At 41.1% G+C, this 22,514-nt stretch carries 16 protein-coding genes; 6 read left to right on the top strand and 10 right to left on the bottom strand.

Annotated elements, in window-relative coordinates:
- Positions 1-95, top strand: a 95-nt coding sequence (locus H5187_RS19675) for an IS3 family transposase (protein WP_182761394.1), incomplete at its 5' end; no start/stop codon positions are given.
- Positions 96-195: 100 nt separating this feature from the next.
- Here the strand turns inward: H5187_RS19675 and H5187_RS19670 are convergent.
- The 5 genes from H5187_RS19670 to H5187_RS19650 form a co-directional block, all read right to left on the bottom strand.
- Complete coding sequence (locus H5187_RS19670; protein WP_182719458.1) at positions 196-1,524, bottom strand: ATP-binding protein; 1,329 nt, start codon at positions 1,522-1,524, stop codon at positions 196-198.
- A gap of 664 nt (positions 1,525-2,188) precedes the next feature.
- Positions 2,189-3,190, bottom strand: a complete 1,002-nt coding sequence (locus tag H5187_RS19665) for a hypothetical protein (RefSeq protein WP_182740698.1) — start codon at positions 3,188-3,190, stop codon at positions 2,189-2,191.
- A 135-nt stretch (positions 3,191-3,325) separates the two neighbouring features.
- The gene (locus H5187_RS19660; RefSeq protein WP_182794271.1) at positions 3,326-3,943 is read right to left on the bottom strand and encodes a DUF4303 domain-containing protein; all 618 of its coding nucleotides are present in this window, start codon (positions 3,941-3,943) and stop codon (positions 3,326-3,328) included.
- Positions 3,944-4,030: 87 nt separating this feature from the next.
- Positions 4,031-5,479, bottom strand: coding sequence for a dihydrolipoyl dehydrogenase (locus tag H5187_RS19655; protein ID WP_182794270.1), 1,449 nt, complete (start codon positions 5,477-5,479; stop codon positions 4,031-4,033).
- A 139-nt stretch (positions 5,480-5,618) separates the two neighbouring features.
- Positions 5,619-6,347: a glutathione peroxidase gene (locus tag H5187_RS19650; RefSeq protein WP_145239576.1), complete on the bottom strand. Its 729-nt coding sequence runs from the start codon at positions 6,345-6,347 to the stop codon at positions 5,619-5,621.
- 114 nt (positions 6,348-6,461) lie between these two features.
- On the opposite strand from H5187_RS19650, the gene H5187_RS19645 reads away from it, so the two are divergent.
- On the top strand, positions 6,462-7,364 hold the full coding sequence (locus H5187_RS19645) for a LysR substrate-binding domain-containing protein (protein ID WP_182794269.1): 903 nt from the start codon (positions 6,462-6,464) through the stop codon (positions 7,362-7,364).
- Here the strand turns inward: H5187_RS19645 and H5187_RS19640 are convergent.
- The gene (locus H5187_RS19640) at positions 7,348-8,541 is read right to left on the bottom strand and encodes a flagellar assembly protein FlgT (RefSeq protein ID WP_182740701.1); all 1,194 of its coding nucleotides are present in this window, start codon (positions 8,539-8,541) and stop codon (positions 7,348-7,350) included. The two genes, H5187_RS19645 and H5187_RS19640, sit on opposite strands and share 17 nt — an antisense overlap.
- A 162-nt stretch (positions 8,542-8,703) precedes the next feature.
- On the opposite strand from H5187_RS19640, the gene H5187_RS19635 reads away from it, so the two are divergent.
- From H5187_RS19635 to H5187_RS19625, 3 genes are all read left to right on the top strand, one after another.
- A complete protein-coding gene (locus H5187_RS19635; RefSeq protein ID WP_145239567.1) occupies positions 8,704-9,162 on the top strand; it encodes an LPP20 family lipoprotein in 459 nt (152 codons plus the stop codon).
- Positions 9,163-9,368: 206 nt separating this feature from the next.
- Entirely contained in the window at positions 9,369-10,052 is a 684-nt protein-coding gene (locus H5187_RS19630; protein ID WP_246175533.1) for a transglutaminase-like cysteine peptidase, read from the top strand.
- On the top strand, positions 10,052-12,037 hold the full coding sequence (locus tag H5187_RS19625) for a LapD/MoxY N-terminal periplasmic domain-containing protein (RefSeq protein WP_220491374.1): 1,986 nt from the start codon (positions 10,052-10,054) through the stop codon (positions 12,035-12,037). The genes H5187_RS19630 and H5187_RS19625 overlap by 1 nt, the downstream gene beginning before the upstream one ends.
- Positions 12,038-12,185: 148 nt before the next feature.
- Here H5187_RS19625 and H5187_RS19620 read toward each other — a convergent pair whose 3' ends face one another.
- Genes H5187_RS19620 through H5187_RS19605 form a run of 4 tightly spaced genes read right to left on the bottom strand, consistent with a single transcriptional unit; the run spans position 12,186 to position 18,408 of the window.
- Positions 12,186-12,773 carry a response regulator transcription factor gene (locus H5187_RS19620; protein WP_182719450.1) on the bottom strand — a complete coding sequence of 196 codons (588 nt, stop codon included), beginning with the start codon at positions 12,771-12,773 and terminating at the stop codon, positions 12,186-12,188.
- Positions 12,774-12,809: 36 nt separating this feature from the next.
- Entirely contained in the window at positions 12,810-14,231 is a 1,422-nt protein-coding gene (locus tag H5187_RS19615) for an HlyD family type I secretion periplasmic adaptor subunit (protein ID WP_182762303.1), read from the bottom strand.
- The gene (locus H5187_RS19610; RefSeq protein ID WP_182762301.1) at positions 14,228-16,366 is read right to left on the bottom strand and encodes a type I secretion system permease/ATPase; all 2,139 of its coding nucleotides are present in this window, start codon (positions 16,364-16,366) and stop codon (positions 14,228-14,230) included. The genes H5187_RS19615 and H5187_RS19610 overlap by 4 nt, the downstream gene beginning before the upstream one ends.
- A 41-nt stretch (positions 16,367-16,407) precedes the next feature.
- Positions 16,408-18,408: a TolC family outer membrane protein gene (locus tag H5187_RS19605; protein ID WP_182740705.1), complete on the bottom strand. Its 2,001-nt coding sequence runs from the start codon at positions 18,406-18,408 to the stop codon at positions 16,408-16,410.
- 231 nt (positions 18,409-18,639) lie between these two features.
- Between H5187_RS19605 and H5187_RS19600 the strand changes: the two genes are divergently transcribed.
- Positions 18,640-22,514 (top strand): retention module-containing protein (locus tag H5187_RS19600; protein WP_182798194.1); only part of this gene is annotated, 3,875 nt, incomplete at its 3' end.

The following is a 22,514-nucleotide window of genomic DNA, read 5'->3' as shown; positions in this document are numbered from 1 at the left end:
TTGAATACATCGAGGTTGATTATAATCGGACAAGAAGGCACAGTGCTCTCGGGTATCTAAGTCCAGTTAACTTTGAAAATAAAAATGTCGCTTAATGAAGTGTCCAGTCTGGCTGGAGCAGATCACTTTGTAAGCACCCGCCAGTTTTCTCAACGATGTTTAAATTGGTGTGCAATCTGATAGGTCTATCTTTTATCAATTCATCAGCCTCAGGTGTTTGCTTACTGCATATTCACTGTAGTAGAGCGGGAGGACAATATACTCCTTTTCCAGTGGTGATGAGCCTTGCGTGCCTGTGAGTTTAATTGTTTTGATGGGCTGGCATTTATTTATGTACGATTGTAGTGATTTTGCTTTGGTGCGTTTACCACTTTTTACTTCGATAGGCAGTATGTTGCCTTCGTCATCAGAGACCACAAATTCGATCTCCGCTCTTGCATCTCCCCATGAATATGTTGGGTCAATACCTTGCGCAGCGAGCTCTTGTTGTACAAAGTTTTCGGCCACAAAGCCTTTGTATTCATAGCCTTGTTGTTTTATTTCTTTATACCCAATGTTTAGCATATGATTTAATAAGCCCACATCAAAAAGAAATAATTTAACTATATTATCTTTTTTATATGCTGCTAGTGGGCTTTTAGGTGTGCCATCAATAGGGTGGTTTTTGAGTATCAAGCGGCACTTATTTAACCAAGAAATAGCGCTTTCAAAATCACTATAGCGAGATTTTTTATCGTGCATCCCTTTAAATTTAAAGCGATTAACCGATTCATCCATCACTGATGATAGCTGTGCTGGAACATTATTAAATACAGCCTCGATTAAACCTGCATCTACTTTTCCTGAGTATTTGCCGAAGTCTCGTTGATAGCCCAGTACTAAATTTTTATGAATGTCTGTTACAGCTTGAACGCGGTCAATGATACTGTGATCAGATAAATCGAACCATGTACTTACAGCCTCTGGCATACCACCCGTAAAGTAATAATCAGTGAGTTTTGAGAATAATTTACTATGTGCTGCACTTGAGTTTGTTTGTGCTGCAAATGCCTTAATTAGAGCGGTTTCTTTCGAGGCGATCAGAAACTCACGAAATGTGAGAGGGCGCAGATTATGTTGCTCCACTTTACCTACAGGAAAGGAGTTTAATAAACCGATATTAGAACCACTGGCGGCAATATGCATGTGCGGCGCTTGTTCAGCAAAGTATTTGAGGGACGTGACTGCTTTAGGGCATTCGCCTATTTCATCAAGGATCAGTAGATCTGTATTAGGGTCAAACGTTTTTCCTGTAAGTAGCTCTATATTAGATAGTACGTTTTCGGGGGATAACGAATCTGCGAATGCTTCACTCATTTGCGGGGACTCTAAAAAATCGATTCGAATCACGTTTGCAAAGGTACTGCCTAATAGAGTTTGTAATAAATAAGTTTTACCTGTTTGGCGAGCGCCATCAATTAATAAGGGTTTTCGTGCTGGCTTAGATTTCCAATCTAATAACTTTTCTAAAATTAATCGTTGCATGGCAGGTCTCGTATTACTCACTAGATGATTAATTACACTTTATTGCGCGAATAAATGCAAGTTTTTACACTTTTATGCGCTAATAAGTGTGTTTTTTTCACACTTTTATGCGCGAATAAGTGTGGTTTCCTTGTATAAATTAAATTGACTACTATTTTAAACGGTGATGTTTTACTTTGTTGTGCAGTAGCTTTTAAGGGATAGCGAAGATATGGCAATGCCTATTTCAGTCGATAACGCTGAACATTATAACTGGGGGCATAAGGGTGATAATTGTGATGGTTGGCATTTGGTGAAGAGTACTGCATTGAATGTGATCCAAGAGCGAGTGCCGACGGGGAGCAGTCGCATAAGCATGAGTTTGCAGAGCCGTTCTTTTTTGTACTTAATGGGCAGGCGACTTTGTTAGCGATATAAAACCCGCAACAAGGCCTACAGTGCCAGCGGGGTTAGTGCATCAGTTATGCAACTACGCTGCGGACGAGCTGGTTTTATTGTTACCTCAACGCCGCCAAGTCATGGTGATAAAGTTGTTACTAAGCAAGCCTTAATGAAATAAAAAGCCATTGGATTAACAATTAAAAGGCTAGCGCCTTACCAACGCTCTTAAAGCTTATGTTGGTAAGGTTTCGTTATTAATGACGCTAGCTTTTTATTGTAGTTATCATTTATTTTTTGAAAAATTATCTATGAATTTTTGAACATAAGGATCACAAGAGCCGTAACTTACAATAAATATATCAAGGTCTGCGTACTCGTATAGTTTCAAGGCGCGCTCAATGGCTTGTAAAATCCATTGTCTATCATTACCAAATACGCCACCACCAATAAGTGTTAGGTATACTTTATTGTTTCCAGTTTTTTGATAGTTCAAAATAGCAGAGCATATTGTTGCTTCGTAACAAGCCTCTAATATCAGTTTGGCAAAATTAGCCCATAACGTTGGAGGTATTTGTGAATATGCGACAGGAAGCGCTGAACAATAAACTTGGCTGACTGTTTGCTTTAGATCATTTAGTGTCACCTCTGTATCCCATTGGATGCCAATGCGTAACAAAGCTTTTAATTTGTCGAGTTCAGATTTAGTCGCAGAGTTAATTTTTTCATTTATTTCTATTAAACCTTCTTCAGATGCCAAAGCATAACCATTTTTCATTTGCCAAAGACGGTTATTTTTATTTCCTAATGCGGCACCAATGTCACTCAGGCAATCGATCTGATTATTAGCCGTTTGACCAATTTCACCATTTACGTTTGCAAAATAGTTTCGATAAATAGTTCCGGCACCTGCAGCTATAGCGCAAGCAGGTCCTTGAGTACGATCATACTCATAGCCATCGACACCGTGCTCAGGTGTAACATCAGGAGAAACCATTTCTAAGAGGTTGAATTGGGAGGCAACCTGGAATAATGCGCCGACATTGTTCTTATCAGTATGAAGGTCTTGAACATTCGCAACGATTTCACGAATAGAGTTTTTTGTATCTAGCGCTTTATTATAATTAACGCGATTTCTTAATTCGGCTAATGATGGTGTTTCTAATAAGCCGCAATGATATTCCTTTGCATTAATATGAGATTTTAAAATATTACCGTTAACTGATAAATTTTTATGCACTTGTAACGGGGATTCTTCACTAAAGCCTGTCAGTTTTTCAAACCACATATAAAATTCCTTTTAGCTACTTGGCGAGCCTATAAAAAGGCTCGCTTTAATGTATTTTATTGAAATGCAGCCATAGCTGAATTCGTCTTTACTCAATTACTTACTATGCGCCAATATAGAGCTATTTATTAAAAACTAACGCTCTTGTAACATACGCTCAAATTCTGCCATCGCTAATTGCTCTGCTTCGTTACGGCTGGCAATCATTGTTTCAAAATCGGTTTCAATAGTTGCTAAAACAGCGGGCGGATTCATGCGTTTAATGCGTGAAAATTGCTCATCTTCAGTTTCATCGTAAGCGAGTATGGCAAGCGTGATTGAGTTTCGCTCTACACCTTCTGAAAATATACCTTCGTTATCTAAGCGAGTTAACACGCGCTCTAAGGTTGATAACCATGCTTGCCAATATTTTTGGATTTCTTCATCACTGACTATTTCATAGCTATCGTCATTGTCGAGTGTTTGTAGAATTTCACTACTGTGTTCAAAATATTCTGAGTAATCTTCTAATGATGGAAAGTCACTGACGTTCCATTTAGCGAGTAAACGGTCATCTTCTTCGCAGTCATATTCGTCTTCAAATGTGCTTTGAAAATCAGTATGAGTATTGAACATAGGTAAAAATGAACAGCTACCAGAGTGATAAAAACCGATTACATAAATATCATCACCCAAGTCAGCTAAAATTTGCTTGAATGCTTTTTTACTATCTAAATATAACGCTTCTTCAAAAGTAGAAAAGTCAGTTTCCATGTAATCATTCCTTGTAAAAAATTAATAATTTGGCAGTTTATCATATGTAATAAAGCCAATTAATTAAATTAACTGGCTTTTTATTATTTATGCTCCAGGGCCACATTCCATACATTGGTTAATGATATCTGGGCCAAATTTCAGCTTAGCGTTTAAATCACGCAGTGCGGTACGTAGGCCTTCTTCTATCACTGGGTGATAAAATGGCATGTCGAGCATTTGTGGTACAGTCATTTTGTTTTGTACAGCCCATGCCAGTAGGTGGGCGATATGCTCAGCTTGTGGGCCAATAAACTCAGCACCTAAAAATAAGCCTGTGCCTTGCTCTGCGTATAAACGCATATGACCTTTGTTTTTCAACATTACGCGGCTGCGGCCTTGGTTTTCAAAGCTGACCTCGCCAATTTCAAAACAACCACACTCACCATAACGAGCCGTTATTTGCTTGTACGTTTCACCGACCATAGCAATTTGTGGGTCGCTGAAAACGGCTGCAATTGGCGCTCGGCGCAGGCCAATACGTACATCAGGGAAACGCCCCGCGTTTTGCCCTGCGATGGAGCCTTGGTCGCTCGCTTCATGCAGTAGTGGGATCATGTTACTGGCATCTCCGGCGATAAATATATTGGAGTCGCCACATTGCATTGTGTGTTTATCAGCGATTGGTACGCCACGTTCATCAAGCTCAATGCCAGTGTTTTCAAGACCGAGTTTGTCGGTGTTTGGTACGCGGCCCGTCGCGGCAAGTACGTAATCAAATTGCTCGGTTTGTTTGTTGCCGTTTTTGTCTACATAGGTAAGCTGCGCTTTATCGCCTATTTGTTTCATATCGGATACGTTTGAATCGGTATCGACAAAAAATTCTTCAGCAAATACAGTATTTGCGTAGTCTTTTATAACTGGGTCGGTAATTGGGCCAATCGCGCCACCCACACCAAATAGTTTTACCTTAACACCTAAGCGGTGTAGCGCTTGGCCAATTTCGAGGCCAATAACACCAGGGCCAAATACAGCAACTGACTCTGGCAAGTCTTGCCAATCGAAAACGTCATCGTTAATGATCAGTCTGTCGCCAAAGTTATTAAATACCCCAGGGTATGAAGGGCGAGAGCCGGTAGCAATTACAAAGCGCTTAGCGGTAATAATTGTATGGTCGTCAATCTGTACGCGATTGGCATCTAAAAATTTTGCGTAGCCTACTATTTTATCATCGCTTGGAATGTCATCGACGGCTTCTACTACAAAACCTACGAAGCGGTCACGCTCATTGCGCACGCGTGCCATTACTTCAACACCGTTTATGCTTGGTTTTGAGCTGTGCACACCAAAGGCTGGCGCGGCTTCAATTGCATGGGCGGCTTCTGCGGCGGCAATAAGTAATTTACTTGGCATACAGCCAACACGCGCACAGGTTGTACCGTATGGGCCTGCTTCAATCATTAATACGTTAGACGTGTGTTGTTTTGCATTGCGGTAAGCGCTTAAACCTGCGGTGCCAGCACCTATTACAACAACGTCTGTGTTTAGTTCTTTCATGGTGATGTCCTCAATACCAATTTTATTAAAAAACTGGTTTTTAAATTAGTTAATAAAATAGGTATTTAAAATGGGTATTTAAAAAGGGTATGGATAGGGGCATTGCTGCCCCTTATTATTTGCTTAAGGTATTACTTAATTAAGCAAAGTATTTTTCTAAATCGTCAGAGCCACCAATGTGCTTACCGCCGATAAATACTTGTGGTACGGTCTCACGGCCTGAAATAGCTTTTAGGCTAGTCAGTGATGCGCCGGCACCCATAGTGATCTCTTCGTATACTAGGCCTTTCTCTGTTAATAATGCTTTCGCTTTTTTACAGAAAGGGCAGCCAGGTTTAGTGAAAATGCTCACCGGCTCTGGTTTAACTTGTTTAGGGTTGATGTAATCAAGCATAGTGTCTGCATCTGATACTTCAAACGGGTCGCCAGGTAAATCTGGTTCGATGAACATTTTTTCAATTACGCCATCTTTAACCAGCATAGAGTATCTCCAGCTGCGTTTGCCAAAACCTAAATCGTTTTTATCAACTAACATGCCCATGCCGTCAGTGAATTCGCCGTTACCGTCTGGTAATAAGGTAATGTTTTGTGCTTCTTGATGCTCAGCCCATGCATTCATTACAAAGGTATCGTTTACTGATAAACACACAATGTCGTCAACGCCGTTTTGTTTAAGTACACCAGCTAATTCGTTGTAGCGTGGTAAGTGAGTTGATGAACAGGTTGGTGTAAATGCACCGGGTAGTGAAAACACAACCACTGTTTTACCTTTAAAAATGTCATCGGTAGTTACTGATTTCCATTCGTCATTTTGACGTGTTGCAAATGTAACCTGTGGAATTGTTTGACCTTCAATATTCTTTAACATGTTTTTTAGTTCCTCTTGATTTGTTGATAGCCATTATGTCGTGAAAGTTATAATAGCTCCAATCGTTTGTTTATATTAGTATGATAGGTATTACCGATTAATTGTGAGTTTGCAGTGAATTTAAAAGATCTTGAATACGTAAAAGCGATTGCGCACTTTAAGCATTTTCGTAAAGCCGCCGATGCATGTTTTGTCAGTCAACCCACTCTCAGTGGACAGGTTAAAAAACTTGAACAAGAGCTGGGTGTTACTTTATTTGACCGCTCTACTAAGCAGGTTACTTTAACGGCTCAAGGTGAACGTTTGTTGACACAGATCAAAGTGATCTTAGAGCAAACCCAAATATTAAAAGAGCTAGCAGCAACGTCATCGTCGCCACTACAAGGTAAAGTAAGAATAGGCATTATTCCAACGATTGCACCGTATTTATTACCCACCTTACTCACCTCGATGAAAGAAGCGTTTGCTGATAGCCAATTTGCTTTTGTTGAGATGCAAACCGCGACTATATTAAGCGCACTGGATAACGGTGAGTTAGATATTGCTATATTAGCAGATGTGCCTGAACTTAAACTTTATCATACAGTTAAATTGTATAAAGAAGACTTTTTGGTTGCTATGTCAGCGCAAAATAGTTTATCAAAACGCAGTAAAATAGCGTTAGATGAGCTACAAGAGTGCAGTTTATTGATGCTCAGCGATGGTCATTGTTTTAAAGATCAAGCCCAGCAATTTTGTTTTGCCGCTGGGGTTGATGTGTCCAATGAGTACCGAGGTAATAGCTTAGAAACCTTATTAGCATTGGTGGCTATGGATGATGGGGTAACCTTTGTGCCTAAGCTTGCGTGCAAAGAGCGTGCAGGTATTAGCTACTTGCCAATCTTCCCAACTCAACAGCGAAGTGTGGTTTTGGCCTGTCGTAAACATTACCCGCATTTAGCGGGCATTGAATTACTTGCTAATTGGCTTATTGAGCACCCAAGCTTACACCAACAATTAACTAAGGCTCTAAATTAGTCAGTTCTACTACATCATTTATTTGAATATTAGGCAGTGGTTGTTGGTCAATACTGACGGCAACCGCACTTTGTTGATATACCTGCTCAACTTGTATTTGATTGAGCGTGGTGATCAGGTGTGGCATTTTATTTCCCGCTGCATCCGTTAAATAGTTATGATGTGCAATATTTAAGCGTTGGCCTTTTTCAATACCATGAGCTTTGCCTAAATTAATAATTAGCTTATTGTTTTCTATATGTAATATTTTACCTTGGGTTTCAAGGCAAGCCATTGCGGCTTGTAAGTCGTAACTAACGGTTTGGTTTATGTCGGCTATATTTTGGCCGTAATCTGAACTCCAAAATTTATCACTAAACACGTCAATAATTGCAGTTTTTTCAAATGGCCAGATAGCTTGACTGCGATAACTTTTTTGCCACATTCGCTCGTAAGTGGTGCCATCAAACAAGGCAAAATCTATTTTATATGAACGTTGGTAGGTTTCGTCCTGCCAAAAAGCATAACTGTTATTGAGTTTATCGCCATTTGAGATATCAACAATTTGACTTAACAATACATACTGAGAATTACTGCGGCTCGATATTTCTTCTAATAGGGCATTACTGTAATCGTATTGTTGATTAAAAAATTCGCCAACGCGGATCGGAAAATTAAAATAAGCCGTTGGTTTAGCATTCATAGCCGATTGATTTAACGTTTTGTAGAGTGCTTCGCTGGTGGCTTTATTAATGTCAAATATTTGACCCATCTTCGCTTGTTCGCGATTATTTAATTGTGTTTGGGTGATCGCAACAAATTTAGTAAATTGGTTCGCAGGGCAGTGTTCTTGTTGAGGGAAGATATCCAAGCGCAAAGTAATTGCAAATTGATCGGCTTTACGATCTTCGCTGATCATCTCTATCTTTTGAATTTCGCCATGGCTGTTTATTTTTAGTTGATCTTGGGTTAACACCCCATCTACTAAGGTTTGCATTGAGCTGACGCGTGCCCCTGAGAACACTAAAGCTTGGGTGATAGCATCTTTTATTGCCGCCGATTTTGCCGCACTTATATCATCATTTTTAATGCTTGCATGGCCGGTTGATTCATACCATTGGGCAACTGTATGGGAGGAAAATAGACTAATACTTAGCCAACTGCTGGCGATTACTACCATTGATAAAATTCGCTTCATTACCCTAACCCCATGAATATACATTTGCTATTAACAGTGACAGAGCAAGGACTGTACCAATTGTTTTGCAAGGTTGCTTTAAAACCGTCATAGCAGTTAATTATGGCATTGATCGTGCATTGATTTAGTTATTAATGATTCTTTTAAAGCGTGAGAGAAGCCATGCGTATTGTGATTTCAATTTGTATATTAGCAAGCTTAGGTCTAGCTGGCTGTAGCAGTATTTTTGATAAACATGTGGAATATAAGTATATTGAGCCAGATAACTACCCAATTCTAAAAGCCGTGGGTTATGCGCCGATCAGTGCGCAACCGGGTGATAACCAATCACAACGCTCATTAATGGCGATTAAAGCATCAAAACTAGAAGCGTATCGTGAGCTGGCAGAGCAAGTATATGGGCAAAAAATTACCGCAGGCACCACAGTGCAAGGCAGTATTGCACAAAACGATCACTTGCAAGGGCAAGTACAAGGGATTATTAAAGGCGCACAAGTAATTAAAACCTATGCCGTAGGTGATACCTATGCCACAGAGTTACAACTTGATATGAAGCGGGTGCATGACTTATACATAGGTGAAATTAAACCACGCGAAGTTAAAAAAGTAACTTATTACTAAAACGCTTGATCTAATAAATTAGTTGTTAGTTATGTTAGTAACTAACAAAAGACACGCTAAAATATCTCACAGTGAATACTTCAGTGCTATGCTTTATTTAATGTTTTTTATTGAATAAAGCTTGTGGCACGTAAAAAAATAACTCGGTTTTTATTAATATACTTATGGTCGCGTCAGTGAGAGTTTTACACTTTTGCTGCATGCTTTTGCGAAAGTTTAGTAACTGCCCGTTACTGCATTTTGCGCTATTGTTTATATTAGTTACCAGTGTGGTTTTTGCCGATCGTCTCCCCATCCAGTTTAATGTCTTTTTAGAAAAAATGAACCTGCAATTTGGACCAACGCGCGTAGCGGTAGCACGTAATTGGCAAACGATGTTGGTTCAGTCACAGAATCAAACTGAGCAACAAAAAATCTTAATCGTAAATGATTTTTTTGCTCGCAACTTACGCTATCGTACTGATATTGAGCTATGGCAGCAAAATGATTACTGGGCAACGCCACTTGAAACATTAGGCAAAGGCCTTGGTGACTGCGAAGATTATGCGATTGCTAAATATATTAGTCTGCGAGTACTAGGCATTGAAGATGATAAGTTACGTTTGATCTACGTTAAAGCACAGATCGGCGGTCCTAACTCAAAACAAACTCAGGCGCATATGGTGTTGGGGTATTTTGTTACTCCTAATGCACAACCGCTGATATTAGATAGTTTAATAACAAAAGTACTGCCTGCCGCTAAACGCACCGATCTAAGCCCCGTTTTTAGTTTTAACAGCCAAGGCTTGTGGGCGAACAACTCAACCCAAAGTGTTGCCAATCCAACTGCTAGGTTATCTCGCTGGCGACGAATTATTGAACAAACACAACAAGAAGGAATTATCTGGTGATGTCATTTATGTCCTTATTTAAACGTGAAAGTAAGATCACTTTACGCCAAGAACTGTGGTTGGCTATTTTAGTGGTCATAATTATTGGTTTCGTCAGTAGTGTGCTCATTAGTACGTATTCGGCTAAACAGTATTTTTCTTCTCAGTTGTATTTAAAAAATATTGATAATGCTAATGGCTTGGCTTTAATGCTCAGTCAGCTGCATAAAGATCATGTTGAATTAGAGCTACTTATTTCTGCTACTTTTGATACAGGGCACTACCAACGTATTGAATTGCAGGACCCGCAAGGTGAACCGATCGTAAAACGAGTATTTAGTGGTGAATTTGATACATCGGCGCCACTTTGGTTTCATCATCTTTATCAATTACATGTGATGCCAGGCGTTGCGCAAGTGAGCGATGGCTGGCAGCAGTTTGGTACTTTATATGTAGAGAGCCATAGTCAATACACAGAGCAAGCGCTATGGGAGAGCGCGATTCGATTATTCTGGAGTTTTTTTATGGTGGCGATTACCGCATGTATAGCGAGTGCTCATTTTTTAAGTCGAATTTTACGCCCGTTAGATGATGTTGTGCAGCAAGCAAATGCGCTAGGTGATAAACGTTTTATTAAATCTAAAGTACCAAAAACGTATGAATTTGCTCGGTTAGTTAGTTCGATGAATCTTCTGTCAACGCGCTTTAGTCGTATTATTAAAGAAGATAATAAACGCTTAGAGGAGTTTCGTTTTAAAAGCCAGCACGATGAATTAACTGGCTTGGCGAATCGAGAGTATTTTTGTGCCACTTTAGAAGCACAATTGGAGCAATCAAAAGAACATGCTCATGGCGCGTTATTTTTATTTCGTATTGTCAATCTTGACCTGATCAGTGAGCAAATCAATCGTGTTGAGATGGTGGCTTTTTTACGCCGCTTTACACAAACATTGGTCGCTTTTTTAGAAGCCAATGAAGATCGTTTTTCAGCAAGTCATATTGCCCGTATGTCTCATAGCGATTTTGCGGTATTGGTAAATGACACTGATGATATCGAAAGTCTGAGTTCGAAGGTACTTAAACAACATGCAGTATTACTGGCAGAATACAGTCATATTGGTTTAACTATCCCACACAGTTGTAGTTATATAGAGCGTGAAGATAGTCGTTTTACATTGTTAAAACGGGTCGATAATTTATTAAAAGCCGCCGTGGCAGAGCCGACAATACAGGTTCAAATTAATAATAATAAGCAGCGCAATGAATTATTTTCTGACGCTGCTAGTTGGCGTGAGGCGATTGAGCGCGCGTTAGATAATAATGACTTAGATGTGTTGCTTTATCCGGTTAAATCTTTTTCGGGTAAGTTATTACAAAACCAAGTGAGCTTAAGTTTATTACTCAATGGTGAGCTCTATCGTAGTGGCTATTACTTACAATGGGCAAAGCGATTGAAGTTACTTGCTCGATTAGACTGGGGCTTGATCAAATATCTGGTACAAACATTTGAAGCGCGAGAGGATTTAAAACTTATATCGGTGGAATTATCACAAGAAACATTATTAGATGATGCCGCGCTTGCTGCGATATTGACTTATTTATTGGCGTTTCCAAAATTAGCAGCGCATATTTGTTTTGATATACGTGAAAGTTTAGCTGTTGCTGAATTGACTATTTTTAAAGATTTTTGTATGCAAGTGAAAAGTATGGGAGCAAAAGTGGCACTGAAACGGGTCGGGCCAGCTTTCACTAAAATAGATAAAATTCATGAGTTAGGTCTTGAAATGATTAAAATTGATAGTATTTACGGACACAATATTAGTTACAGCCAAGATAATCAGACTTTTTTAAGAGGAGTGTGCGCACTAGCTCATTCAATTGGTATAAAAGTCATTGCTGAGGGCGTTAATAACCCCGAAGATCAGGTGACATTACAAGGGCTAGGATTCGATGGCATAGTATCGCAACCAGTTGATGATGAAGTAAAAGCAAGCGCGGAAGAATAAAATATAGGGTTGTGTATTCTGCCCAAGGTAGACTCTAATCTACGGACATAGTATTGCGTTTGTACTCTGGTTCTTAATGTAGAAAAATGCGGTTGATTTATAACATTACGGAAGATGCACAAGTATTAGAAATTGAATTCTCAATTTTTTAACTTCCTTTTACTGCGAGCATCAATTGCATACGGTCACGAACTTTGAGCTTGTTAAAAATCGAGCTCATATGTTCTTTAACGGTACGTTCGGTAATGTTTAATTGCTTTGCAACCATTTTATTACTGGCACCTGTGACAACAATATCGACCACTTGGTGTTCGCGTTTGGTTAATAGTGTTAGATCACAAGCATGCTGATAACTGATTGACTGCTTTGAGAGCACGCCGACTAAATTTGATAGCAACTGACCCGGTAACCAGATGCCGCCACTGATAACGGTTTCTGCCACTTGCTCTATAATTACCTTACTGGCAAATGCTTCAACATAACCGCGAGCTCCCACTTGCAGCGCAGCGCAGAGTTCTGCCATGTTTAACTCTTTGCTCATCACAATCACTGGAATGCGATTTTTACTGTACCTTTGTACTACGCTAAGCCAATCAGGACTGCCAGCTAAGATCCATAAAATAGTATCTGCTGTAATATTGTGTGGTTGTTGCTGTCGTATTTCACATTCAGGGTAGGCTGCTTGCCAGTGAGGTGAAATAAACTTAGCTTCGGTGATAAAGACACTTTGGCGCATTATAGTTCCATATTAAAAATGTAAGAATAATATTAATTAACGCTCAGTCATTGCTAATGAGGTTGCTCGTAATACCGGTTTAAGCAAGTACTCCAACACGGTTTTTTTACCAGTAATAATATCTACCTGAGTTGTCATTCCTGGAATAATTGTTAGGTTTTCGGCAAAGTGGCTTTTGTCCGTTTTCAGCTGTACTAAATAAAACGTGTTGTCTCGCTCATCAGTAATCGTGTCGGCACTAATTTGTATAACTTCGGCGCTTAGTCCGCCGTATATCGCAAAATCGTAAGCACTAAATTTGATCATTGCAGCTTGTCCCGGACGTAAAAAAGCAATGTCTTTCGGAGGGATTTTGGCCTCTACAATCAGTTGGTCATCCAGCGGTATTATTTCAAGTACATCACTACCAGGTTGTAAAATGCCACCGACGGTATTGACCATCAGGCGTTGCACAGTGCCATTAACCGGAGAGCGAATTTCAGTTTGGGTGACTTTATCTGCTAAACCAGATTCGGTTTCTTTAATTGCATCTAGGCGCAGCCGTGCTTCAGAAAGCTCATTATTCCAACGGTTTATCATAGATAATTCGACTTCGTTTACTTTATTCTTCGCTTCATTAATAGCAGAAAGGCTACGATTAATAACAGCCTTAGTGCGGTTTATCTCACCATTTAAATCAACAGCTTGGCGTTCTAAACGAATAATATCGATATCAGATACTGCGCCTGAGCGTAGTAATGGGCGGGTTACTTGTAGTTCGCGGTTTATTAATCGTAAGGCATTGCTATGCTGTTGCAGGGCTGCTTGTGCTTCGATATGATCTTGACGGCGTTGTTCTAATTGGCGTTTATGAATTGCGACTTGTTGTTCAAGCTCTTGGTTATTACTGGTGTAAAGTGCTTGTTCGTGCATCACGACTCCCGGCGCATCAGCAGTGAGTTTAGTCTCAAAAATTAACGGTTGTTTTTTAGTCTGAGCTTCAAGACGCGCTACTTTGGCACTGAGTGACAACACTTTTGACTGGTTTTCTCTAAAGTTCGAAATATATCTGGTAGGGTCTATTTTTATTAATACATCGCCAGCATTGACGATTTGCCCTTCGCGGACATTAATTTGCTCTACCATGCCGCCATCGTAGGATTGGATCAGTTGCAATTTATTTGATGGGATCACTCGGCCTTCACCACGAGCAACTTCATCTAGGTTTGCAAATGCAGACCAAACAACCAGCAACACCATACTTAAACAAATTAAATATAGCAGTAACTTGGCACTGGCTGGTTGCTGTTGCATTTTTTCCCATTGTGCATCGACCACCCAATCTTGGCTATTAGGTGGGGATAACCAGCCTTTAAATAAGTTATTAAATATTGATGGCTTTTGTCCTTTACTAGTCTCAATGGCACGACCGACAGATTCAAAAGAGCGTTGCTCTATAGTGATTTTATTTTTACTCATGAGGCACGCTCTACGGCTTGATTATTGAGAGACGCGATAACGTTGGCTTTTGCACCGTCGGCGATAATTTTGCCATTATCAATTACGATAATACGATCGACTAACTCAAGTAATGAGGTTCTGTGAGTAACAACAAGTAAGGTTTTATCTTGGCTGTGTTGTTTTAAATTGGCGATGATTTTGGCTTCGCTATTATGATCCAGTGCTGAGGTTGGTTCATCGAGAATGAGTATGGGTGGATCATTGATCAATGCTCGAGCCATTCCCACAGCTTGGCGTTGTCCACCAGAAAGTAAGCGACCTTGTTCGCCAACTTGTAGGTCAAAGCCATCAGGATGAGAGTTTATAAGATCGAATAATTGGCTACGCTCGCAAGCACTAATAATTTGTTCATCTTTGGCGTGCCATGCACTTAAGGTGATGTTGTCTTTGAGGGTGCCAAAAAATAGTGAGATAGTTTGTGGAACATAACCAATGTTATGGCGTAATTCTGCGGGATCTATTTGGTGAATATCGGTGTTATCAATTAAAATTGATCCTGAATTTGGCTCATGCAGCCCTAGGATTAACTTCTCTAGGGTGCTTTTTCCTGAGCCATTACGTCCTAGGATAGCCACTTTTTCACCGGCTTTGATTTTAAATGATACACCTGATAATGCTTCGTTACTGTCATCAGCATATTTAAAGTGCACATCATGAAACTCTATATCACCACGTAAAACGGGGTGACTTAACCAATGCTTTCCTGCAGGACGCTCAATTTCTTTTTCCATTATTTCATTGAGTGAATGCATGGCAATAGCGGCATGGTGAAATTGTGCTAACACAGCGGCAGATTGACCGATTGGCCCCATAGTGCGTGAAGATAATAAATAGGCGGCGATCAAGCCTCCTTGGGTTAAATCACCAGCAATAACTAAGTGCACCCCAATAATCATAATTATCACGCCAACACATTGTTGTAGCCAAGTGGCTGAGTTAGCAATTGAACCGGAGATCAGCCGGCTCTGTGCATTAACCCGAGCAATATAAATGGTTGATTTTTCCCATGCAGCCTGGGTTTTACATTCACTATGAAAGCTTTTAACGTCCTCGATATTGGTGAGACTCTCTACTAAAATAGCATTACGCATTGAACTGGCTTTCATTGTTTGCTCTGATAGCGCTTCTAATTTACGGTGGGCGGCTAAGGCATAGCATAGTAGCAACAGTGCTCCGACAATGATCGGGATACTAAGCTGTACGCCAATGATAGCAATCACGGTGAGGTATAAAAGTACAAAGGGTAAATCAACCAAAGCGATAAGCGTGATTGAGCTGAAAAATCCTCGCACAGCTTCAAATGACTGGATATTGCTGGCAAATGAGCCCGCTGATGTAGGGCGGTTTTTTAACTGCATACCCAGTACTCGCTCCATAATAACTGCGGAGACTTTTACGTCGATACGACTTGCTGCGAGTTCGACAAAATAGCTGCGTACTAACCTTAAAATGAAGTCGGCGGTCAGCGCGATTAATACGCCAATGGCTAATACCCATAGTGTTTCAACAGCTTGATTTGGTACCACTCGATCATACACGTTCATAACAAATAATGGCATCGCAATTGAAAGTACGCCTAGTGCAATGGCTGAAATAATCACGTCTTTATACAAGGATCGACATTCTTTTATCACGCCCCAAAACCAGCCGTCTTTAGATAGTTTTTGCAGCACTGGCGAGCGGGCATCAAAGGTGAATTCAGGACGTGTATAAATAACAATATCAGTGGCATTTTTGCTCAGATCTGTAATTTGTAAGGTTACTGCCGAATCGCTGAGTTCAGGGTAAATAACTTCTACGGTGTGTAATTGCAGATCCAGTGCAGTGATCACACAGGCTTGATTATTTTCTAGTAGTAAAATAGCGGGTAATAATGCCGTATTGATTTTAATAAGTTGTTTATTTACAACTTTAGTTTTAAAACCAATGCGTTTTGCAGCCCTTGAAAAACCAGAAGGAGTAAGATTACCTTGCTCAAGAGGAAGTCCATTTAGCAAGGTTTCGCGGGAAAATTCACGATCATGGTAGTGGCATAAAATTGCTAAGCAGTCGACTAAAATACCACCATGACCGATTTCATCATCTATTTCCATATAGCTTCCAATATCACTTTATATTGTTTAACTAGTTCAGATTAATAACTTGCCGCAACAAAGCTATTGCCAGTTTCTGTGTCTGTGATCACAGCTTCAATACGGCGGTTAGCGGCGTTAGCTCGAACAGAGATCTCATTAATTCTTGGTTTATCTACTCCATAACCGAGTGACTTAACCCGTTTAGGGGCAACACCGTATTGCTGAATTAAAATTTCAGCCACGGAGAATGCTCGTTTTTCTGATAGTTTTTTATTGTAAAGAGCAGGCCCTTCGAGTGAAGCATGCCCTTGTATTTCAACATTTTTAGATGGGTGTGATTTTAAAAAATCAGCGAGGCGTGCGATTTCTTGCAAATACTCAGGGCGCACAACACTTGAATCAGCCACGAACGGAATACCGATCTCGACGTTACTAGTATTACTGTTGTATTTAGTGCAGCCTTTTTCATCTACCTCAGTCAAGGTTGGGGTCGAAGGGCAATCATCTTGTTCGTTGGCAACACCGTCATTATCATCATCACTAAATGTACTGCTATTTAAGGTCGGTGCATTGAGATAACTGGGCATCGCAGTCATGCTCATATAGGCGTTATCTTGTTGGGCTTTTTTTTGCAAAAATGCTTGCCGATTGATTGTTGCTGCAACATCGTATTTAGGGCAGATAAACTCGGCATTATGGGCAATAGTATCATCTGTTAATTCAGTGATTTTCGGGAATTTGTCTGAGCTTACATTAAGTGTCGGAAGTAGTTTTCCCATTTCTGCTAGCATCGCTAATATGGCACTTTGACGTTCATAAAGTGCTGCTGTATAGGAACGGTTTGACTGGAATGACTCGTTTTCTGCATCCAACACATCTAATAACGTGCGTTGACCAATATCAAATTGATCTTTATAGGCAACTTTTACTTTGTCTGATGAGCGGCGATGCTGGTCAAGGGCTGGTAATTTACTTTCAAGTACTTTGACATTGTTATAAGCAACTTGCAGATTTTGACGAATTTCGATACAGGATTGATCTCGCTGGTATTTTGCAATATTAACTTCTTGATAAGCTTGTTCTAAATTAGCGCTATCGAGGCCCCCGTTATAGAGATTGTAACGTACATCAATCCCAACCCGGGCTTCGGTACGGGTTTGATTAAAACCAAGTTCATCGCGATCTTGGGAGCCATATCGGGCGGATAAATCAACCTTTGGATGAAAGGCGGATTTCTGCGATTGGGCATTTGCTTGCTGCGCTTCAATATTGTAGAGCGATGCATAAAAATTTGGGCTGTTTTTATAGGCAATATCAAGAGCTTGATTAATCGAAATGGGGATGCTGTCTTCATTTAATTTTGCAGCCACGGTGCCTTGCTGAGGAAGTTCGCCGACTATGCGTAAGTAGCGTGCGCTAACATCATGGAGATTTGCGTATTCAGTCATTACATTTGATTGTGCAAGTGATAGGCGGCCGCTGATCTGTTCAAGATCGGCAGCTCTTGCAACTCCAGCACCAACACTTTGCTCAATTTGCTGATAAACCGATTCATGCTCTTGAAGATTTTTTTGTGCCAGCTCAACTAACGTGGTGAACTTCTGTACATCAAGGTAGGCAACGCTTGCTTGCAGGGCGGTTTGCTCTGCTTGGGAGAGCATTTCAAAATAGCGAATGAGCTGAATTCGCTCAAAGCGTTTAACTGTATTAGATGTTTGGAAACCATCATAGAGCATTTGTCGTAATGTTAACTCTGCCGTATTTCGATTGTATTCATCTTCTACGCCGTAGTTGCGCTTTTCATAGCCGGCACTGATTGATGCGTCTAGGGTCGGTAAATACCCAGATTGTGCTGCGTCAATGCCATAAACAGATGCTTTAAAAGCATGCCAAGCTTGCTGAACTTCTGGGTTGCTCGCAATCGCTTTGTCGGCTACATAAGTTAAAGGCATGATCGAAGTTTGTTCTGCATAAAGATTGGGGGTAAATCCATTTGCAGCTAAAACCAAACCAATTAGAGTTGTAAATCTAGTACCGGTAAAGTTAGTTTTCTTAGCCATTTCGTCCTCTTAGATCCAAATTTATGGGCAATTAAATTTAGTTTTAGACAACGAAATCAATTTGTGCAAATAGAACTTTGATAAAGCACAAAAATTAATTTCTACCAGTTTTTTAATCTTTTAATACAATTTTAAAAATTCAAAACCTGTACTTTAGTCCAGTATCCTTTTGGCTGTGATGTCCTAAATTTGAGTAATACAAAGGTATAACTCTTGATTAAAGGCAGCAAAATGGACGCAAATCAATTACTGATCATAGACATTCAAGGCTCAGCTGGGATTGTTTTAGAAGATGGTTCAATTCGGGCATTATCGTTGGGGGACGCGCTGACGGTTGGTGATGTTATTATCACTGCTGAGAACTCCTCGGTTATGATCGATATCAAAGGTATGTCTCTGTCTATTCCTGCCAATCAACGGGTAAGAATCACCCCCGACCTTGTTGCCGAAACGACCCGCGATAGCTCAGAAACAACAATTTTTGATGATAGTATTGATGATGCCATTGCTAGCTTAAACCAACCGAATACTGCAGATGAGGCATCCTCCTCTCCTTTAAGTGAAGATGTCAGTGATTTTTTGAGTGCCCTTGAAAGTGGTGGTGATTTACTGGATACATTAGAAGCAACTGCCGCTGGTGGTAATGCTGCAACAGGTTCTGGTGGAGGTACTTCCTTTGTGGAACTTGCACGTATCGCTGAGGGTATTGATCCAAGTAGTTTATCTTTTGATGATAGTTTTACAGCTAACAATGATGGCATTTTTTCTCTTCGTGATACGACCGATGGGGTGGTGCCCGAAACCGCGTTAATTGGTAGTTTAGAGTTAAATGACATTGGCTTAATTAATAACCCGCAACCGATTATTTCAGGTGCATCGACTAATTTAGTGGGTCAAACAGTATTAATTACAATCACCGATGCTTTGGGTAATGTACAAACGATTGATGTTGTTGTGCAACCTGACGGCACCTTCACCTCACCGGAATTAGAACCATTACCAGATGGCCCAATTGTTGTTGAAGTTACAGCAACAGGCCCAGATGGCAATCCAATTTCAGATAACATTGCTGCCGATATTGATACCACAGCACCGCTTGTGAGTATTGATACACTTGCTGATTCGACATCGCCAGTGGTAGTAATTACAGGCTCCGTAGTCGGGCTGGTGGCCGGTGATGATGTAACGCTTACGGTGACTGATAGCAGTGGGCAAGTGCAAACGTTTGTGACGCAAATTGATGAGCAAGGTAATTGGAGTGTTACCACCGCAGCTTTGGCTGAAGGTCCTTATGGTGTTCAAGCAAATGCGGTTGATGAAGCTGGTAACCAAGGTAATGCACAAACTACAGCCATTATAGATCTAACCGCGCCAGTAATTGTGATTGATGCAATTGCTGATACCAATGACGTGACTCCTACATTGACGGGGTCGGTAAATGATGTAGCTACGGGTACGCTTGTATCAATAACCGTTGTAGCTAGTGACGGCGTTGCGCAAGCTTTAACTGCTTCGGTTACAGCTGATGGCAGTTGGTCTGTAGAGGTTGTTGATGCACTGGCTGAAGGTCAATTTACAGTGACAGCCAGCGTCGCTGATAGCGCTGGTAATCAAGCCGAAGATAGTGCAGCTGGTGTAGTAGATTTAACCAGTCCAGTCATCTCGATTGATCAATTGAACGATAGCAATGACACAACACCATTAATATCAGGCTCAGTATTAGATGTGCCGCCAGGTACAACAGTGACTCTGTTAGTTACAGGCAGTGATGGGCAACAGCAAACGCTGACGGCTACAACCGACGGCAATGGCAATTGGCAAGTTGACGTTATTAATGCATTGGTGGAGGGCGATTATACAGTACAAGCCACCGTTTCGGATCCAGCTGGTAATAGCAGCTCAGCGTCGGCAGTGGGTACTATAGATTTAACTGCCCCACTGATCAATATCGATCCATTAGTAGATAGTAATGATCAACAACCGACGATTTCAGGTATTACCCAAGGGTTGGCTGCCGGAAGCCAAGTAACAGTCACCATTGTAGATAGTAACGGTCAGCAACAAACGGTTATCACACAAATAAATGCCAGTGGAGTTTGGAGCATAGCAGTGGCCAGTGCTTTAGCCGAAGGGCCATATACGGTGACAGCCACAACGCAAGATACAGCAGGAAACACAGCCCAAGATACCGAAACAGGGCTAATTGATTTGACTGCTCCGACCATCAGTATTGACTCATTTGCTGATTCTAATGATGTGACTCCGATTATCTCAGGTGTAGTCTCGGGTGTTGAAGCAGGTACTTTAGTTACTGTGATTTTGGTTGATAGTGCAGGCACAGTGCAAACTGTAACCACTACAGTGAATGCTGATGGTAGTTGGCAAGTTGGCACTAACCAAGCAATTTCCGAAGGTGAGTTTTCTATTACTGCGTCAGTAACAGATACCGCGGGTAATCAAGCAACTGATGTTGCGCAAGGCCTAATTGATCTTACTGCACCGACTATTAATTTAGAGCCATTGGCAAATACGGCTGATGATACGCCGGTTATTTCGGGTCAAGTCAGCGGTGTGGCAGTTGGTACTATGGTTACTATTGTTGTAACCGATGCAAATGGTGTGCAACAAACATTAATGACCAGCGTGCTTGCCGATGGAGGTTTTGCTATCGAAGTTGACAGCGCACTCGCGCAAGGGAGCTATAGCGTTACTGCATCAGTGACAGATAATGCTGGTAATCAAGCTTCAGATACGCAAACCGGTCTTATTGATTCGAGTTTACTATCAGTGACAATTGATGTGATTGGAGAAACAAACGACACGACTCCAAGCATTTCAGGAACTAGTCTTAATGCTGTTGCAGGTGATACTGTCAGTGTGTTGATAACTGGTTTTGATGGTCAAACGCAATTATTAACGACACAAGTAGACAATAATGGTGATTGGAGTGTTACACCAACAATTGCATTAGTTGAGGGTGGATTTAGCGTTAATGCCACATTAACAGACAGCTTAGGCAATATCGTGTCTGATAATGCAACGGGTATAATTGACACTACCGCTCCCATATTAACGATTGATAATTTAGATACAGTTAGCGATAGTACGCCGATCATTAGTGGTCAAACTGATGAACCAGCGGGCAGTGTTGTGAGCTTAGTTGTTACCGATGGTGTAAATTCACAAAACTTAACCGCGATAGTAAATACCGATGGCAGTTGGTCAGTAGAAGTACCTATTGCATTACAAAACGGCGCCATTAATGTCGATGCGAGCATAACGGATACTGCAGGTAATCAAGCAACGGCCTCTGATACCTTTATTTTAAATGGTAACGCACCAAGTATTAGTATCGATACGGTTGCTGATGGCAATGATGTAACACCAACCATTAGTGGTACGTCTGATGCCCCTGACGGTACACTTATCACCGTGGTAATTACTGATAGTAATAATAATAGCCAAACTCTGAACACAACCGTCATAGCAGGTGTGTGGAGTGTAGATGCACAAGATGCGCTTGCCGAAGGTGAATTTACGGTTGATGCAAGTATCACTGTAAATGGCTTAACAAGTGATGCTCAGGCAACGGGGATCATTGACACACTTGCACCGACTTTTGATATTGATCCGTTGTCTGTAACCAACGACACCACACCCACCATTACTGGTAGCAGTGATGAAATTGGTGGGCTTGTAAGCATCACTGTGACAGATGCGAACGGCACGGTGCAAACTTTAACTGCGACGGTACTGGCAGATGGTACGTGGTCAGTGGATATACCGACGCCGCTTGCAGAGGGCGCATTCCAAGTGGATGCCAGCGTCACTGATGCGGCAGGTAATACCGCGTCTGATACTGAAAACGGCGGAGTAATTGACACCCAAGCGCCTACTTTTGATATTGTTCCACTTGCTGCAACGAACGATGCCACGCCAACGATTACTGGTAGCAGTGATGAAATTGGCGGTCTCGTCAGCGTGATTGTCACTGATGCCACTGGCGCTGTGCAAACCTTAACCGCGACGGTACTGGCAGATGGTACGTGGTCGGTGGATGTACCGACCCCACTTGCAGAGGGCACATTCCAAGTGGATGGCAGTGT

Origin of the sequence: Pseudoalteromonas sp. SG44-1 (assembly GCF_014164315.1) — a bacterium.
Taxonomy (GTDB): Bacteria; Pseudomonadota; Gammaproteobacteria; order Enterobacterales; family Alteromonadaceae; genus Pseudoalteromonas; species Pseudoalteromonas rhizosphaerae.
The sequence above is the reverse complement of the archived record's forward strand: the minus strand, read 5'-3'. Positions and strand labels throughout refer to the sequence as shown.

What these genes read in the sequence shown, in the direction of transcription:
- H5187_RS19665 (WP_182740698.1), bottom strand. Translation starts at nt 3,190, where the DNA reads ATGTGGTTTGAAAAACTGACAGGCTTTAGTGAAGAATCCCCGTTACAA.
- H5187_RS19615 (WP_182762303.1), bottom strand. Translation starts at nt 14,231, where the DNA reads ATGAGTAAAAATAAAATCACTATAGAGCAACGCTCTTTTGAATCTGTC.
- H5187_RS19620 (WP_182719450.1), bottom strand. Translation starts at nt 12,773, where the DNA reads ATGCGCCAAAGTGTCTTTATCACCGAAGCTAAGTTTATTTCACCTCAC.
- H5187_RS19605 (WP_182740705.1), bottom strand. Translation starts at nt 18,408, where the DNA reads ATGGCTAAGAAAACTAACTTTACCGGTACTAGATTTACAACTCTAATT.
- H5187_RS19640 (WP_182740701.1), bottom strand. Translation starts at nt 8,541, where the DNA reads ATGAAGCGAATTTTATCAATGGTAGTAATCGCCAGCAGTTGGCTAAGT.
- H5187_RS19635 (WP_145239567.1), top strand. Translation starts at nt 8,704, where the DNA reads ATGCGTATTGTGATTTCAATTTGTATATTAGCAAGCTTAGGTCTAGCT.
- H5187_RS19625 (WP_220491374.1), top strand. Translation starts at nt 10,052, where the DNA reads ATGTCATTTATGTCCTTATTTAAACGTGAAAGTAAGATCACTTTACGC.
- H5187_RS19660 (WP_182794271.1), bottom strand. Translation starts at nt 3,943, where the DNA reads ATGGAAACTGACTTTTCTACTTTTGAAGAAGCGTTATATTTAGATAGT.
- H5187_RS19655 (WP_182794270.1), bottom strand. Translation starts at nt 5,479, where the DNA reads ATGAAAGAACTAAACACAGACGTTGTTGTAATAGGTGCTGGCACCGCA.
- H5187_RS19650 (WP_145239576.1), bottom strand. Translation starts at nt 6,347, where the DNA reads ATGTTAAAGAATATTGAAGGTCAAACAATTCCACAGGTTACATTTGCA.
- H5187_RS19670 (WP_182719458.1), bottom strand. Translation starts at nt 1,524, where the DNA reads ATGCAACGATTAATTTTAGAAAAGTTATTAGATTGGAAATCTAAGCCA.
- H5187_RS19610 (WP_182762301.1), bottom strand. Translation starts at nt 16,366, where the DNA reads ATGGAAATAGATGATGAAATCGGTCATGGTGGTATTTTAGTCGACTGC.